The sequence below is a fragment of the Magnetospirillum molischianum DSM 120 genome (assembly GCF_000294655.1).
GTDB classification, from domain to species: Bacteria; Pseudomonadota; Alphaproteobacteria; order Rhodospirillales; family Magnetospirillaceae; genus Phaeospirillum; species Phaeospirillum molischianum.
Genome location: NZ_CAHP01000044.1, coordinates 1 through 13,428, shown reverse-complemented (window position 1 = coordinate 13,428; position 13,428 = coordinate 1). Strand labels below are relative to the sequence as shown.

The 13,428-nt window shown below is 57.3% G+C and carries 16 protein-coding genes and 1 rRNA gene; 9 read left to right on the top strand and 8 right to left on the bottom strand.

What is annotated here, in order from left to right:
• Positions 1–338: ribosomal RNA gene (locus tag PHAMO_RS15505) — 16S ribosomal RNA — on the bottom strand; the annotation flags it as partial.
• A 534-nt stretch (positions 339–872) separates the two neighbouring features.
• The gene (locus tag PHAMO_RS15500; protein WP_002730690.1) at positions 873–1,091 is read right to left on the bottom strand and encodes a SlyX family protein; all 219 of its coding nucleotides are present in this window, start codon (positions 1,089–1,091) and stop codon (positions 873–875) included.
• 129 nt (positions 1,092–1,220) lie between these two features.
• On the opposite strand from PHAMO_RS15500, the gene PHAMO_RS15495 reads away from it, so the two are divergent.
• Genes PHAMO_RS15495 through PHAMO_RS15485 form a run of 3 tightly spaced genes read left to right on the top strand, consistent with a single transcriptional unit; the run spans position 1,221 to position 4,148 of the window.
• The gene (locus PHAMO_RS15495) at positions 1,221–2,420 is read left to right on the top strand and encodes a phage major capsid protein (RefSeq protein ID WP_002730689.1); all 1,200 of its coding nucleotides are present in this window, start codon (positions 1,221–1,223) and stop codon (positions 2,418–2,420) included.
• Positions 2,420–2,959, top strand: coding sequence for an HK97 family phage prohead protease (locus tag PHAMO_RS15490; protein WP_002730686.1), 540 nt, complete (start codon positions 2,420–2,422; stop codon positions 2,957–2,959). The genes PHAMO_RS15495 and PHAMO_RS15490 overlap by 1 nt, the downstream gene beginning before the upstream one ends.
• Entirely contained in the window at positions 2,946–4,148 is a 1,203-nt protein-coding gene (locus PHAMO_RS15485) for a phage portal protein (protein ID WP_002730685.1), read from the top strand. Before PHAMO_RS15490 ends, PHAMO_RS15485 begins: the two co-directional genes overlap by 14 nt.
• 632 nt (positions 4,149–4,780) lie before the next feature.
• On the opposite strand, the gene PHAMO_RS15480 is transcribed toward PHAMO_RS15485, so the two are convergent.
• Both PHAMO_RS15480 and PHAMO_RS15475 read right to left on the bottom strand, forming a co-directional pair.
• On the bottom strand, positions 4,781–5,590 hold the full coding sequence (locus PHAMO_RS15480) for a DUF1883 domain-containing protein (RefSeq protein ID WP_002730684.1): 810 nt from the start codon (positions 5,588–5,590) through the stop codon (positions 4,781–4,783).
• A 122-nt stretch (positions 5,591–5,712) separates the two neighbouring features.
• Entirely contained in the window at positions 5,713–5,994 is a 282-nt protein-coding gene (locus tag PHAMO_RS15475; RefSeq protein ID WP_002730682.1) for a DUF6626 family protein, read from the bottom strand.
• Between the two features lie 92 nt (positions 5,995–6,086).
• Here PHAMO_RS15475 and PHAMO_RS15470 point away from each other — a divergent pair, with 92 nt between their 5' ends.
• The 4 genes from PHAMO_RS15470 to PHAMO_RS15455 all read left to right on the top strand — a co-directional run bounded on the left by PHAMO_RS15470 (position 6,087) and on the right by PHAMO_RS15455 (position 9,335).
• Positions 6,087–6,266 carry a hypothetical protein gene (locus tag PHAMO_RS15470; RefSeq protein ID WP_002730680.1) on the top strand — a complete coding sequence of 60 codons (180 nt, stop codon included), beginning with the start codon at positions 6,087–6,089 and terminating at the stop codon, positions 6,264–6,266.
• 993 nt (positions 6,267–7,259) lie between these two features.
• On the top strand, positions 7,260–8,171 hold the full coding sequence (locus PHAMO_RS15465) for a hypothetical protein (RefSeq protein WP_002730677.1): 912 nt from the start codon (positions 7,260–7,262) through the stop codon (positions 8,169–8,171).
• A 246-nt stretch (positions 8,172–8,417) separates the two neighbouring features.
• On the top strand, positions 8,418–8,639 hold the full coding sequence (locus PHAMO_RS15460; protein WP_002730675.1) for a hypothetical protein: 222 nt from the start codon (positions 8,418–8,420) through the stop codon (positions 8,637–8,639).
• A gap of 129 nt (positions 8,640–8,768) precedes the next feature.
• Positions 8,769–9,335: a tyrosine-type recombinase/integrase gene (locus PHAMO_RS15455; protein ID WP_002730674.1), complete on the top strand. Its 567-nt coding sequence runs from the start codon at positions 8,769–8,771 to the stop codon at positions 9,333–9,335.
• Positions 9,336–9,355: 20 nt separating this feature from the next.
• Here the strand turns inward: PHAMO_RS15455 and PHAMO_RS15450 are convergent, their stop codons facing one another.
• The 3 genes from PHAMO_RS15450 to PHAMO_RS15440 all read right to left on the bottom strand — a co-directional run bounded on the left by PHAMO_RS15450 (position 9,356) and on the right by PHAMO_RS15440 (position 11,196).
• Positions 9,356–9,616: a hypothetical protein gene (locus PHAMO_RS15450; RefSeq protein WP_040567559.1), complete on the bottom strand. Its 261-nt coding sequence runs from the start codon at positions 9,614–9,616 to the stop codon at positions 9,356–9,358.
• Positions 9,617–9,736: 120 nt separating this feature from the next.
• Positions 9,737–10,396 carry an AAA family ATPase gene (locus PHAMO_RS15445; RefSeq protein WP_002730673.1) on the bottom strand — a complete coding sequence of 220 codons (660 nt, stop codon included), beginning with the start codon at positions 10,394–10,396 and terminating at the stop codon, positions 9,737–9,739.
• Positions 10,397–10,449: 53 nt separating this feature from the next.
• Positions 10,450–11,196, bottom strand: a complete 747-nt coding sequence (locus PHAMO_RS15440; protein WP_002730672.1) for a hypothetical protein — start codon at positions 11,194–11,196, stop codon at positions 10,450–10,452.
• Between the two features lie 383 nt (positions 11,197–11,579).
• Between PHAMO_RS15440 and PHAMO_RS15435 the strand changes: the two genes are divergently transcribed.
• Both PHAMO_RS15435 and PHAMO_RS15430 read left to right on the top strand, forming a co-directional pair.
• Entirely contained in the window at positions 11,580–12,020 is a 441-nt protein-coding gene (locus PHAMO_RS15435; RefSeq protein ID WP_002730671.1) for a hypothetical protein, read from the top strand.
• Between the two features lie 401 nt (positions 12,021–12,421).
• Positions 12,422–12,805: a hypothetical protein gene (locus tag PHAMO_RS15430; protein WP_040567555.1), complete on the top strand. Its 384-nt coding sequence runs from the start codon at positions 12,422–12,424 to the stop codon at positions 12,803–12,805.
• 71 nt (positions 12,806–12,876) lie between these two features.
• On the opposite strand, the gene PHAMO_RS15425 is transcribed toward PHAMO_RS15430, so the two are convergent.
• On the bottom strand, positions 12,877–13,428 hold a 552-nt coding region (locus tag PHAMO_RS15425), incomplete at its 5' end, for an IS66 family transposase (RefSeq protein ID WP_040567553.1).

The window sequence follows — 13,428 nt, the reverse complement described above, 5'->3', positions numbered from 1 at the left end:
CCAATATTCCCCACTGCTGCCTCCCGTAGGAGTCTGGGCCGTGTCTCAGTCCCAGTGTGGCTGATCATCCTCTCAGACCAGCTACCGATCGTCGCCTTGGTGAGCTTTTACCTCACCAACTAGCTAATCGGACGCGGGCTAATCTCTCGGCGATAAATCTTTCCCCCTAAGGGCGTATGCGGTATTAGCGTCAGTTTCCCGACGTTATTCCCCACCGAGAGGTATATTCCCACGTGTTACTCACCCGTGCGCCACTAAGGCCGAAGCCTTCGTTCGACTTGCATGTGTTAAGCCTGCCGCCAGCGTTCGTTCTGAGCCAGGATCAAACTCTCAAGTTGACTTCCGTGCCCAAGGCACGGAACAGAGCTCGTCCAAAGCAATTTACATCACGCATTTGCAAGATGCACTAGACTTTGGCCGGTTCCGGTCTTTCCAGACCCGGCGCCGCCTGCGCATCCCTTCCTGTCTCTTCACTTGTCAAACAGCAGGAAGTCGTTCCCAACTTCCGTCCCGCTTCACCGCGGGCCCCACCGCAGCGGGGAGGCCGGTTTATAATCGGCCCGGCCGGCCGTGTCAATCTCTTTTTTTCGCTTCGCGGCGATTTCCGTTTTCGGTCTTCGCCGCCGCTTCAGAACCTTTCGGTCCGTCGCAGCGAGGGGCGGTTTCTATCCCGACCAGATCACCGTGTCAACTGCTTTTTTTCTGCCTCGCGGCACAACCAGTCAACCCGCCGACCCCCGCCGCTTCAAACCAATCGGTTCGTCCCGGCGAGGCGCGCTTTCTAAGCCCGCTAAACCAAGCCGTCAACCGCTTTCTTAACAAAATTCAGAACTTTTTCCAAAACCAACCGGAAACCTCAGCAAAACCGCCGATCAATAATGGGGCGGCGGCGGCTCGTCCTGGGGCATGCGCGACGAGCCTCCAGCCTCGATCTCGCCTAACCGGGCGCGCAACCGCCTGATTTCGACGGTCATCACATCGATCATCCGCCCCTGGCTGATCATCACGTCGGAAATCTCCTCGGCCATCCGTTCGTAATGAGCAAGGCGGCATTCGAGCGCGATCAGTCGGTCTTCGTGTATGTCGGTCATGATCCCTCGGGAAACGGTAAAGAACGGCTTGGCCAAGCTATATATAGCACGCAGCTTTTGTCGGCCCCCTGTTTCGGCCTCCTCACGAACCTCACGACAAGCATGGCCGCTGGACAGCCGAGGGAGAAGGTGAAGGAGACGGCCACGACGCCCCATTGCTGGCAAGCTTCACGTTTCGGCGAACTGCGGTCTTCGCTCGAACGCACCGAACAGGCGATCAGCCGCCAGACCATGATCGACGAGGCCGACCGCAGGATGCAGGGCCAGCCGGTCAGCGGAACCGGCGATGATCGATTTGATACCGAATGCCGGTCCTATTCCCTGCTGGGAGCGATCGCGTCCCAGGTGCCCGGCCTCAATCGGGACGGCGGGCGTGAGCGTGAGATTTCCCAGGAATTGGCCCGCCGTTCGGGACGCCCGCCGCAGGGCATCCTGGTTCCGAATGTGGTGTTCGAGCAGCGCGTGAACACCACGACGGCCCCGGCAGGCGGTCCCGGCTCGAACCTGATCGCCACCGACCATTTGGGCGGTCAATACATCGACCGATTGCGCCATGCCCTGCGGGTCGGCCAGCTTGGCGCTACGGTGCTGAACGGCTTGGTTGGCAACGTCGAGATTCCCCGGCTGAAATCATCCGCCAGCACGGGATGGGTGGCCGAGAACACGGCCCTGCCCGAGTCCGACCAGGAACACGACAAGGTGACGTTGTCGCCCAAGCATTGCGGCACCATCACCGAGCTTTCGCGCAACACGCTGCTTCAGACCAGCCCCGACCTTGAAACCCTGGTCCGCAACGACTTCGCGGCGATCCTGGCCGAGGCCATAGACCGGGCGGCGGTGGCTGGCACCGGCACCGACAATCAGCCGCTGGGCATCCTGGCGGACGCCACGGTATCGGACGTTTCGTTCAATACCGGCGCGCAGGGCCTTTACCTGACGTTCGCCGACATGGTGGGCGAGATCGAGGACGCCAATGTTGCGGGCACGATGGCATTCTTGACCAACACCAAGGTGAAGAAGTTGGCGGCGAAATTGATGGACGCAAACGCCCGTCCCCTTGGCTTGGATACCGTGTTCCAGAATCAGCCGCGGGCGTTCTCGAACGTGGTTCCGTCCACCCTCGGCGCTGGCAACGCCCTTTCGGCGGCGATCTACGCCAACTGGTCGGATTTGCTCATCGGCTACTGGTCCGCCTTCGACCTGCTGGTGAATCCCTTCGAGTCAACGGCCTACAAGAAGGGCAACGTCTCGATCCGGGCCATGCTGACAATGGACCTCGCCAAACGGCACCCGGAAAGCTTCGCCGTCTGCAAGGATATCGCTGCCTGATGGCCGGACCTTCCGGCCTGGAGCGGCGCGCGGTTCCGATGGACCTGCGCGCCGCCGGGCGCCGACTGGAGGGCTACGCGGCCACCTTCGGCACCGAGGCACGAATCGCCGATTTCGTGGAAGTCATTCTGCCGGGTGCCTTCCGTGGCGCCCTTTCGCCCACCCGCGACGTGCTGGCGCTGGTCGATCACGATCCGGGGAAGGTGCTGGCCCGCACCCGATCCGGCACATTGCGGCTTGCCGAAGACCCGCGCGGTCTGTCGTTCAGCCTTGAACTGCCCGATACCCAGGCCGGGCGCGACGTGCTGGCGCTGGCCGAACGCGGCGATTTGGGGGGCATGTCGTTCGGCTTCACCGTGCCCAAGGAAGGCGAACGGTGGCAGGGCAAGCGCCGCGAGCTGCGCGCCGTGATCCTTCATGAAATCTCGGTCGTCTCAGCGTGGCCAGCCTATGAGGGCACCGTGGTCCAGGCCCGCGCCGCAACACCCCACCTCGATCATGCGCGGCGATATCTGGAGACAATCCATGTCACTCCTTGACCGCATCGCCTCACGGTTCGGCTTCGAGCGCCGAGCCGGTGGCTTCGGCGATCTGCCCGGAATTGCCCTGACCGGTCACCCTGTCAACAGCCGCACCGCCGAAAACCTGTCGGCGGTGCTGGCCTGTGTTTCGGCGGTGTCGACGGCAATCGCCAGCTTGCCCGCCTATGTCTATCGCGAGGGCGAAGCCGGGCGTGACATCGACCGCAGCCACCCCCTGAATCGTCTAGTTGTCCGGGGGCCGAACCCCTGGCAGACTTGGCCGGATTTCGTTGAATGGCTGGTGGCTTCGACCCTGTTGCGCGGCAACGGCCTTGCCGAGATCGTCACCGATCCGCGCGGTGCCGTGGTCGAATTGCGCCCGATCCCATGGGATTGGGTATCGGTGCAACTGCTTCCGTCCGGGCGTCTCGCCTATGATGTGACCGAGCAAATGGGCATCTGGGGTGCCACCGGACGATTGCGGCGCCTGTTGCAGGGGGAGGTTCTGCACCTGCGCGACCGCTCCGACGATGGTCTGTTGGGGCGAAGCCGTCTGTCGCGGGCAACCGAGGTGGTGGGGGCTGGGATCGCCCTTCAGGAGGCCAGCGGGGCGTTGTGGCGCAACGGCGTGTTCCCAAGCGGTGCCCTGTCAGTTGAAGGAAAGCTGTCCCCCGATCAGTTAAAGGATCTGCGCGAGGGCTTGGCCGACGTGCATACCGGAGCGGCCCGCCATGGCAAGGTGTTGATCCTGCAAGGGGGCATGAAGTGGAGCCAGATCACGATCAGCCCGGAGGATGCCGAAATCCTTGAAAGTCGGCGCTTCAGTGTTGAGGAAATCGCCCGGCTCTATCAGGTGCCGCCGCCGATCATTCAGGATTACACCCACAACACCTTCACCAACAGCGAGGCGGCGGGCCGATGGTTCGCCCAATTCACCATTGGCCCCTGGGTGCGCAAGTTGGAAGCCGAATTCTCGCGAGGTGTCCTGTCCGAGGGCGATTCGCGGTCAATGGAATTCGACCTGAGCGGCTTTATGCGTGGCGACTATGCCGCCCGCTGGAAGGCGCACGAGATCGCGGTTCGCAATGACATCCTGACCCGCAACGAGGTGCGTGAAATCGAGGGCTGGAACCCCCGTCCCGAGGCCGAAAAGCCGCCCCCTCAACCCAGCGCCCCGACCGCTCCGACAGTTCAGCCGGAAGCATGAACATGGAGAGAACAAACGCCCCTTTCCGTGTTGCATCCGTGTTGCACGGAACGGCCCGGAAAGGACGGGAATATAAGGCGGAATACCGGCAACCTCTTGTAAATCGGCCGGAATTCGCGGGGATAGGTCGAAGAAGGCCACAGACATGAAAAAGGCCCCACGTAGGGGCCTAAGTCGTTGTTTTTGCTTAGCAAGCGATGGCTGGGGGACTAGGATTCGAACCTAGACTGGCGGAGTCAGAGTACGGCAGTCCGGCCGAATTTCCATTATAAATCAATGCGTGGTGCAGAACGAAATGGGAACTGCTAACGAAACCGCTAATAATGTGCCAGATTTCATTATGTATTTCCGCGCCTGAGCTTGGGCCTGAGCGCCACAAGGCCGACTGATATAAATTGACCGTGCAGACCGTCCGCGCATCTGTCGCTCATCCGCTAGACAACACGGCCATCTCCATTAAGACAATGCACTTCCGGCAAGGAAAATACCCTGCCACACGCTCCCGCTAATCCTATCCAGTGTCTCGGCTTGCCGCTGTCGCCCAGCGCAAGCGCTCGCGCAGCTTCCGAGAGCACGCACGACAGATCAGGGATGCGCCGCCAAGCCCAGATTCCGACGTAAGTAGTGGAGTGTCAAGAACGCGACCGGATCACCTCGACGATCTCGGCGGCAATTTCTTCCACGGTGTGGGTCGCCGTGCTGCGCGCCAGCTTGTCGGCTAGCGAGGGGCTGTATTCGATCACCTGCTTCTTGGTCACGTTGTGCCAGATCGGTAGCAGGACTTGTTCGCCGGTGTTGGCGCGCGTCACTAAGCCGTCCAGTTCGTAATTGGTCCAGCCCTTTTTGAAAAAGGTGTCCGACATAATGATGATGCCGAACCGGCTGGTGGCTAGGCCCTTGTCGATCTTCCGCCGGAGGCTGTCGCCGATCCTCAACTCGAACTCATCGTACCACACCGAAAGGTGTGCAGCGCTCAACGCGTGGGCAAGGGGGCGGACAACTTCGTCCTTGTCCTCGCTCGCGTGCGAGATGAATACGTCATACTCGCGATCCTCCTCATACATGCCTGAGCCGGGAGGAGCATCGGAACGCCCCTGATAGAGGGAAGGAACCGACGACAGGGAAGGTTCCCGCGCCGTTGGAAGGATTCCGGGAAGGACGCGGACAGAGGCACCCACACGGCCGGCGTGTCCACCAAGATCCACAGCTACATGCCAGTGGCCGGAACTGGGAATGGGGTGCCGCCATGGCGTCCTCGTCACATATCCCCCGTAATATCTGTGCTGACGTCCTGCCCGATAAGCGGAGAAGTTCGAACTGTCCATCAGGCGGACGTTCGCGGCGCTCGCGAGCGAAACTTCGACGATTTCGCCTTCTTTCCGATAACCAAGATCGTTGTGGAGGAACTGCATTGTGGTCGCTTTCAGCAGGGGCGGCCCCATCTGTTTACCACAGGTAGAAAGCATTCTTCCATGCATGACCCATTACGAACGCATGGAGTGCCCATTTATGGCACTCTCGTAGGATGGCGCGCCTGCAAGATGCGAAGGGACGGTTGTGCGGGCTATACACCCGCTCCCGCCATGAATATTCCTGCCCAAACCCTTCCGCTAATCCTATCCAGCACCTCCGCTTGCGCCATCTGTCGTTCGGCCAGTGCCGCGACCATTGCGCGGGTTAGTGCCGTTGCCAGATGTATCATCGTCTCCGGGCTGGCCGGGCGCTTGCGCGCCTTCAAGCTGGAAAGATAGCTGCGGTCACGGCCAAGCCATTTTCTGCTGAAATCATATTGGTCCCGCGTCAGGCCCTGTGCCTTCAATTCCCCGTAAGCTTGGTAAATGTCCATCTCGTTCTCCCTCTTGGTGTTCTGCGCAGCTATTTATGCCATTTGGCATAAATACACTTGCGGAACAGCGCGGATCAGAAAGGAGAATTGTGATGACGACGAAAACCGTAGAGATCGGCTTCCAGGGGCAGCGGATTGAATGGGACGGCTTGGCCGATTACCTCACCCGCACCATTCTGTCGGGAAAACCGACGACCAGCAGGGCGCAGCCGGGACGGACCATCAAGGAGGCAGAAATTTTTCAGAAAAATTTCCAGACCGGCCAAAACTGAGTATAAATAGCAATGGCCGGTGACGGCCCATATAGCATCCACACAACGAAGTAGGCGGCGCTTAAAAGATAGAGTGCCCGAAACGACAGTAGGGCAACTTCGAGATGCAAGGGGAAAACTTTAAACCAGCGCAGAAAGGATTAGTCAGCAGAGTAGCACGCTGTCTGACTAAGACTACGGTCTGTGCGCGAGAGTGCGGAATGCACGACGGATTAAGCCTTCGATATAGGACTTGGCGCAGACGCGAGTGTTAAGCGTCGCCGTAGTCGCTTGCAATCGCATAACCACATTGAGCGTAAAGCTCAGGAGAGACGCTTCTACAGGTAAGGAATTCGGGTGTCGCCTTAACTGAAGCGAATTAACACGGCGACGGGTAACGTCTTCTCTCCCCCACTGTCAGGCGCTTCCACGGGGAAGTTCACCGGCCAGGACATCATAGATGTCCTCCGTTAGTTTGGCAGTGGGGGGGGAAATGTGGCTTCTTGGCAACGCCACATTGTAAATTATCTCAAATACCCAATCAGAGAGATCGACGAAATCGATCAAGAGGTCGCCAGCTATCACAGAGATCAACTAGGCCGAAGAGAAACCACCAACAACACAGCTCGAAGGGCTCTTGAAGAGTTTCTTGGATAGGTTTTCAACAGACCGGACAATGAACGGATATGGCCCTGGGATACAGGAAGGGACCGAATACGGGAGACGACAGACGCTCCCATCCGGTCAGTTCGGATCGTGTTACACGAATGGCCGACGCGGGAACCGCCATTTCTGTCGGGAAAACCGACGACGGGTTGAACGGAGATGAGGGCTGGGAGCAGAGGAAGAGGCTTGAACCCATACGGTGTTGATAAGGGCCTTTCGACATCGCTTCCCGTCAGCAAACCTCCTCTGAGGGCTACGATTTCACTGATTTGACAGAGTTTTTTTAGGCCGTGACAAATAGGCGTGTTAATCTCGGCGCGATTACAACTTAATGAAGGTGGCTTTGCGGTGGGCGGAAATACGCAGCAAACCCCTGCCAAGGATGTTCTTCGAGGAGCCTTGGCCGCCCAGATGCGTCTCATCGACTTGGCAATTCATGCCTTGGTGAATGGGCATGGCGTAACTGAACATGAAAAATTGTCCCAAGCGCAAAGTGTCGTGAACACAGTTTCACTGATGCTTCAGGCCATGGGAACTTCAATACATAGTCTCATCCGCCTGACTGACGAACTCGGCATGTCGGTCAGAGACTGCTTTGGTATCGCTCGATCAATTGCAGAGACGGGTATCAATGTGGCGTATATCATTGCTGGTGGCAATCACATGGCTGAGAAGGCACAGCGCCACGCCCTCCAAAAAGGTTTCCGGGACCTCCATCGCCAAGGGGAAATGGGAGGGTTTGGCTTCTCTGTGCTTTGGAACGGTCCTATTCCCGACCCCAAGGATATACCGGGATTGCAAGAGGCATTGGCCGAGTTCAGCACCAGCAAGGGCCGGGAGAAAGATTGGACGGACGACAATCTTGGCGCGCGCATTGACTGTATAAGAAAAAAATTTGGCAACATGACCGTAGGTATTTCAGGCGCAGCCGCCTCAATTTATCGACATTCGTCGGAAATACTTCATGGATCTTATTTTGGAACAACTTATTTTTGGACCGGAGGCGTTAATAGGCCGACAAATAGGGAGGCGTATGACGCATTATTTTTCTCGCACTTCGTTGCAGCATTCACCGCAGCGTTTTTCTCAACGCATGGGGTGCTGGAGATCATCGCCAAGGAGTTCGGACAGGACGAATTGAAGAAGGCGAACAACGATCTCTTCCATCTTGTTGCTCGGCATTGCAACTCAGGAGACCTGGATCTGGGAGTTGATGGCCTTGCTGCATTGCCTTTCGGCTGGGCGGCATATATCGAGTAACCCATCACATCTCTTTCACTTTCAAGCCTCTGTCGTTTTTGCGGCTGACGACACGGAAAACTTCGACCTTGGGGCAGATGATACCAGCCGTGATTATAATGATTGACGATTTTGTGGGAAAAATCAGTCCAGCCCAAACGACCGCTCCAAGGTGCGAAGCAGTCATGGCCCCATCCACAAAGAGATGATGCCACCAATCGGCGCACTGATAAATACCTGCTGACACGGACCAGCAGGAGCCACCAGATGCGATTTCGAGAGTTTATGGCCGAAGAGGCCACGGCCACCCCATACAGCGACAGCCTGAAGCGGCAAGCGGACACGAAAGCCGATCAGGCCAAGCGGATGAAACAGGCGGCCACACTTCAGAAGAAGCGCGAACAGGTCGCCAAGGCGAACGACACCGCGCGCAAGCGCCAGGGCGAACTGCTGGCGCAAGCGCGTAAATCCGCCCAGGCCGAAACGTAAGAAAACGCATGTTTCCTTATATTCTGCTCTAACTTATTATTCCGTAAGGCCAATTTCTTCGGATGCGGCCACACATCGACCGGCAATATAATAATTTCCGTGCAGGGACTTATTATATGAGGTTTCGAGATGAAACAGGCCAAGGTGCTCAGCGAGGCGGAACTGAAGCGGGTTATCGCCCTGGTCGCCTCCCAGCGCCACGCAGCCCGCAACCGCATGGCCGTGATGCTCAGCTTCTATGCCGGAATGCGCGTCGGTGAAATCGCGGCCCTGACCATCGGCGATGTGCTGGATGGCGAAGGGCGCATCCGGGACCAAATCATCCTGCGGGCGGAAACCACCAAGAGGGCCGAGGCACGGGCGGTGTTCGTGAACGGCAAGCTGCGTCGGGAATTCGAGCGCTATCTGTCGGTTTTCCCGACACGCGACCGGAACTCGCCGTTCCTGATGACGCAGAAGGACACGGCATTCTCGCCCAACACCCTGTGCCAGCTTTTCGGCCGTATATATAAGGACGCGGGGATCGACGGAGCGAGCAGCCATTCGGGGCGGCGCTGGTTTATCACCCGGTTGGCCCACTCGGGCGTGTCGCCCAAAGTCATCATGACCCTGGCCGGACACCGCAACCTCAGCACCACCCAGCGCTATATCGAGGTCAACGACCATATGATGCGGGCGGCGGTCGAGGGGCTGTAAGCGCACGAGACATCACAGCCCTACTCGTCCCACATCTCGGCAAGCTGATCGGCGATGAAATTTTTTATATCATCAACATCCGTTTCGCTGGGGTCGTAGCCAACAACGCCACGAACAAAGCCTTCCTTATCTATAAAGAAAGATATGGTCTCATCTGTTTCTAAAATTTTGTCAGCGATGTCCATTGCCTTTTTGTTGTCCGCTGAGAATATGATTGCCACGACACTTTCGGTAATATCGAACTTTTGGCTTAACCACCACTCTTTCGGCTTCTTCGCCATACCAATCTCCTGCGCCACGAAGGCCGTTAGTATGGATGGGGCTAAGGGAGCTGTAAAGAGGGCGTGAAACAAACGCCCCCAGTTTGGCTGGGGGCGATGTGTTGGCAATGTCGGGAAAACCTACGCTTGCGGAGCAGGCTGGTCCTTGCTGCGGATGGCCTGCACAATGTCCTCAAGGCTGCGCATCAGTTCACGGATGCTGTGGCCGTGCACCTTGATGAAGTCGAACAACACAGCCTCGGGAATATCAACGCCTTCAGCTTGCAGGATTTGCTGCGCGCGGTAGAGCTGATAGGTAGGCTCGCTGCAGGAAAAGTTGAATACCTTGCAGCGATCAACAATCCCAGGGTCAATTTTAGACAAGTCGTTGCTGGTGACCATGATCATGGTGTTGCCGTTTGCACGGTCGAAAATACCACGCAATAGCCGCTTTGCCTCAGCCGACAGGCTGTCAGCCTCGTCGATGACGAAAAATTTGTAGCCGGTATCGTTCCACGCCGTGGTCGCGAAAAAGCTGTCCGCCAGCTCACGAAACCGCGTAGCGCTGCCGTCTTTGGCTGCGTCAAAAAACATGAAATCGCCATCTTTCAGGTCGGAGGCGATGAGTTTCGGCAGCAACCGCGCCAACGTGCTTTTTCCCGTGCCGTGCGGACCATGCATGAGAATATGATCAAAACCGTAACCATCGACATAGCTGGAAAACTTAAGCTCGGTCGCCATGTCTGGGAAAATAATCTGATCAAGCGATGAGGGTTGGTGCTTAGTTAAGAATTTATACATTTATAACTCCTCCAGATTGGCGCAGGGCGAAAATGCGCCCCGCGCTTGTAAAACTAATTCGCGACATGCGAGTTAGCGGTAGAAAGCCGTCCCGCGTCGATGCAGGCTTGAAGTGCACTTTTTTGGGCTTTCGCCACGGCAACTTTTTCAGGCGAGATGTGCGGTACAATCGACTTGGAATTGCCGATGCTGCGAATGTGGGTGTTGATCTGATCGCTGTCGGGTTTACCGACAACATTGAAGATCGTGACGGAACCGTCCGCCTCGGCATAGCCGAGCAACATGATGTAGGCGTTGCGCTCGGCGATGCGTTGATGCGGCGCGAGTGTACCGATTGGGCCGATATTCTGAATTTTGGCAACGCCGGCCTCGTAGGCGTTGGCCGCTTTGTTGGGGTCGCGGCTTGACGTTGGCCCGGCACGACGCACGGCCTCAACGCCACCGGCCGCATCAAGCCAAGTCGCGAAATCGGCGAACGCAACGCCCTGGCCTTCGGCGACACGCAGCACCTGGGCATACGCGCTTGCACGCCAACGCGGTTCCGGGCCGAAGATGATTTTGATCAGCTTGATGGCCGTATGGGTTGATTTGCCGACCGCAATACCCCGGTCCTCGGCCAGTTGCGTGACAGCTTTACGGTTGTCTTCGTTCGCATTGACGAGTTTATAGAGTGCGTAGCAATCTGCGAGAATTGCGTAAAGACGGGCATTGCTGGCCGCAAGCTGGGTGCACTCCCAGTCAGAGAGCGCAGCAGAGATGCTATCGCAGTCAGCGCCAAGCTTATTAATACTGTACGACATTTTATAACCTCCGATTTTTGTTTCATTCCGGCGCTTCGTCCGCCGTGACAACAAGACACCACATTCAATTTACTACCACAAGCACAATCGAACATTGAAAAGTGCCGGAATTGCACTTTTTTATCGTTCATTTTCAGATACTTACGGATCGCCTGTGTGGCCGTCAGGTACTATGGTACGGGCGACAGAGGAAAGGCCGCTCCACGGAGCCGACCAAAACGACCATCTCTGAGACTTGCCTGAGCGATGAAGCTGTCAGCCCTCCGCCCGCAACAGCAGACGAGGGCGATCATTCAATGTACCGCTCCAACATAACGCTATCTTAAGTTGAGCTGTCGCCCATCAGGCTGTAAATTCTCCATATGGTTGTCATGGAGATGGAAATGGGAAACCTGGAGAAGCTGAAGCTGGTGGCGGTCGAGCGGAATAGCGCGAACACCCCGGAAGCGGCCATGCGGGCCAAGATGGTTGATGCGCTGAACCGGCAGATCGAAGCGGCCGAAGCGATGCTGAAGGGTGAATTGTTCCAGCGGCGGCGGCAAAGCTGGGTGCAGGACGAGGAGACGGGAACGAAAATTCTCAAGGACCTGCCGGTGCGCTTCCGGCCGTGGTATTGGCGAGACGAGAAGGGCGGGTATCTGGTGGAAATCCGCTACGGCAACAAGCGGCTGGAATTGAAGCCCAAGCTGTCCACCGTGCAGGTCGGCGCAGCCGACAACCTCGTTCCCACCTTGACGCTAATCCGTGACGCGGTGCTGGCGGGCGAACTGGACAAGCAGTTGGAGGCAGCCAAAGGCCGCTACGGCAAGAAACTCAAGCCCTGATCTGAAACAGCCCCGGCGGTCACGCGGGGCTGTTTCTGTGACTGGCCGATCGTGTTACACGAATGCCCCTGTCGGGAAAACCGACGCTGCCGTTGCGCCCGGACGCAATCAATGACCCCGCGCGCACCCGTGTTGCAACCCAGCCCTATACCCCTGCCGGTGCGCACCATAGCGCCCGCCGAGGCTATTCGTTCCGTGGCGGTCCTTTCCGCTGGGCGATCACCTCCGACAGGCTGATCCCCTGGTGGGCGGTCAGGGCGGTCGAGATGTCGATCACGCTGCGATGGTACCCTCCATCGAGCATTCCATCTTCCGGTTGGCTCGGAAACTGATTATTTTGGTGTCAATCAAGTGCAGATAGGTCGTCTATCTGGGGAATCCGGAGTAAATGGTGATTGCACATGGACACCAAAATTATTCTTGATGCACTGCAACAGGTTAAAGCAGAGATATTATCAGGGATTGCCCCTGACACCGCAATTGCAGAAGCTGCTGAAGATTTCTCTCTCAACCCAAGTCTAATTGAGAGAAAATTTAGAGAAAGCTATAAAACAGACATCAAATCATTTTCAGTCGAAAGAAGCAATGAAAAGACAAGGTACTTGGTGGCCGCCTTTCATCTTATGAAGCTAACAGCAGAAGCTATTGAAGCATTTCGACTCGGAGAATGGGATTTATTTGAAACATTAATTAAAGAAAGAATGGATTCCTTGTCTAAAGCCGAAATTAATGAATTGTGTATTTTGATTGATGCTCACAAGAGGGCAAATGAAGCAATAGCGTAATTGATAACATGGCTTATCTATATAGCGGGGCTGTTTCTGTGTAATTGCTCACGGGGTTGGCGTCGATTTTGTCAGGCGACAACGAAGGTGCCGTTGACGAGGTCACGAACGGCCTGAAGGGCAGTCTGGCCCTTGAGGCGCGCCGTGCCGGTGACAGACCGGTATCCGGCATGGACTTGGGCACCCCAGTCGGAGCGGAATCCATTGGTGACCTTGCGGAAGACGACGGAGGGCCGAATCTCGCGCTCGGAAACATTGTTGGTGGGCGGGACCTCGCGATCGGTGAGGAAGACGAAGAACTTCGTTCGCCACGCCTTGATCTGGCGCTGGAGGATTTTCCCGGCCGGATGAGCGGCGGGGATGGCGAGCAGGGTGTCGAGGCGGCGCTCTGCCTTGGCGGCATAAGCGACCAGCGTAGAGTCCTTGAGCTCTGTTCGTCGTTTGCCGACACGGATTGCCCAACGGAGATGATCACGAATTTTCGGGGCGAAGACGGTGTCGCCGCAATCGATGGCGTATTGGACGTCGCGCAGGACATGGGCGAGACAGACCTGATGGGCCAGGGCGAGATCCTGCTGTCCGGCGTAGCGGTCGGACACCCAGACCCCGGGCGGTAGTCGCCC

Excerpts from the sequence above, each read along its gene's own strand:
- PHAMO_RS15500 (WP_002730690.1), bottom strand. The coding sequence starts at position 1,091 with ATGACCGACATACACGAAGACCGACTGATCGCGCTCGAATGCCGCCTT.
- PHAMO_RS15490 (WP_002730686.1), top strand. The coding sequence starts at position 2,420 with ATGGCCGGACCTTCCGGCCTGGAGCGGCGCGCGGTTCCGATGGACCTG.
- PHAMO_RS15485 (WP_002730685.1), top strand. The coding sequence starts at position 2,946 with ATGTCACTCCTTGACCGCATCGCCTCACGGTTCGGCTTCGAGCGCCGA.
- PHAMO_RS15480 (WP_002730684.1), bottom strand. The coding sequence starts at position 5,590 with ATGGGGCCGCCCCTGCTGAAAGCGACCACAATGCAGTTCCTCCACAAC.
- PHAMO_RS15475 (WP_002730682.1), bottom strand. The coding sequence starts at position 5,994 with ATGGACATTTACCAAGCTTACGGGGAATTGAAGGCACAGGGCCTGACG.
- PHAMO_RS15470 (WP_002730680.1), top strand. The coding sequence starts at position 6,087 with ATGACGACGAAAACCGTAGAGATCGGCTTCCAGGGGCAGCGGATTGAA.
- PHAMO_RS15460 (WP_002730675.1), top strand. The coding sequence starts at position 8,418 with ATGCGATTTCGAGAGTTTATGGCCGAAGAGGCCACGGCCACCCCATAC.
- PHAMO_RS15455 (WP_002730674.1), top strand. The coding sequence starts at position 8,769 with ATGAAACAGGCCAAGGTGCTCAGCGAGGCGGAACTGAAGCGGGTTATC.
- PHAMO_RS15450 (WP_040567559.1), bottom strand. The coding sequence starts at position 9,616 with ATGGCGAAGAAGCCGAAAGAGTGGTGGTTAAGCCAAAAGTTCGATATT.
- PHAMO_RS15445 (WP_002730673.1), bottom strand. The coding sequence starts at position 10,396 with ATGTATAAATTCTTAACTAAGCACCAACCCTCATCGCTTGATCAGATT.
- PHAMO_RS15440 (WP_002730672.1), bottom strand. The coding sequence starts at position 11,196 with ATGTCGTACAGTATTAATAAGCTTGGCGCTGACTGCGATAGCATCTCT.
- PHAMO_RS15435 (WP_002730671.1), top strand. The coding sequence starts at position 11,580 with ATGGGAAACCTGGAGAAGCTGAAGCTGGTGGCGGTCGAGCGGAATAGC.
- PHAMO_RS15430 (WP_040567555.1), top strand. The coding sequence starts at position 12,422 with ATGGACACCAAAATTATTCTTGATGCACTGCAACAGGTTAAAGCAGAG.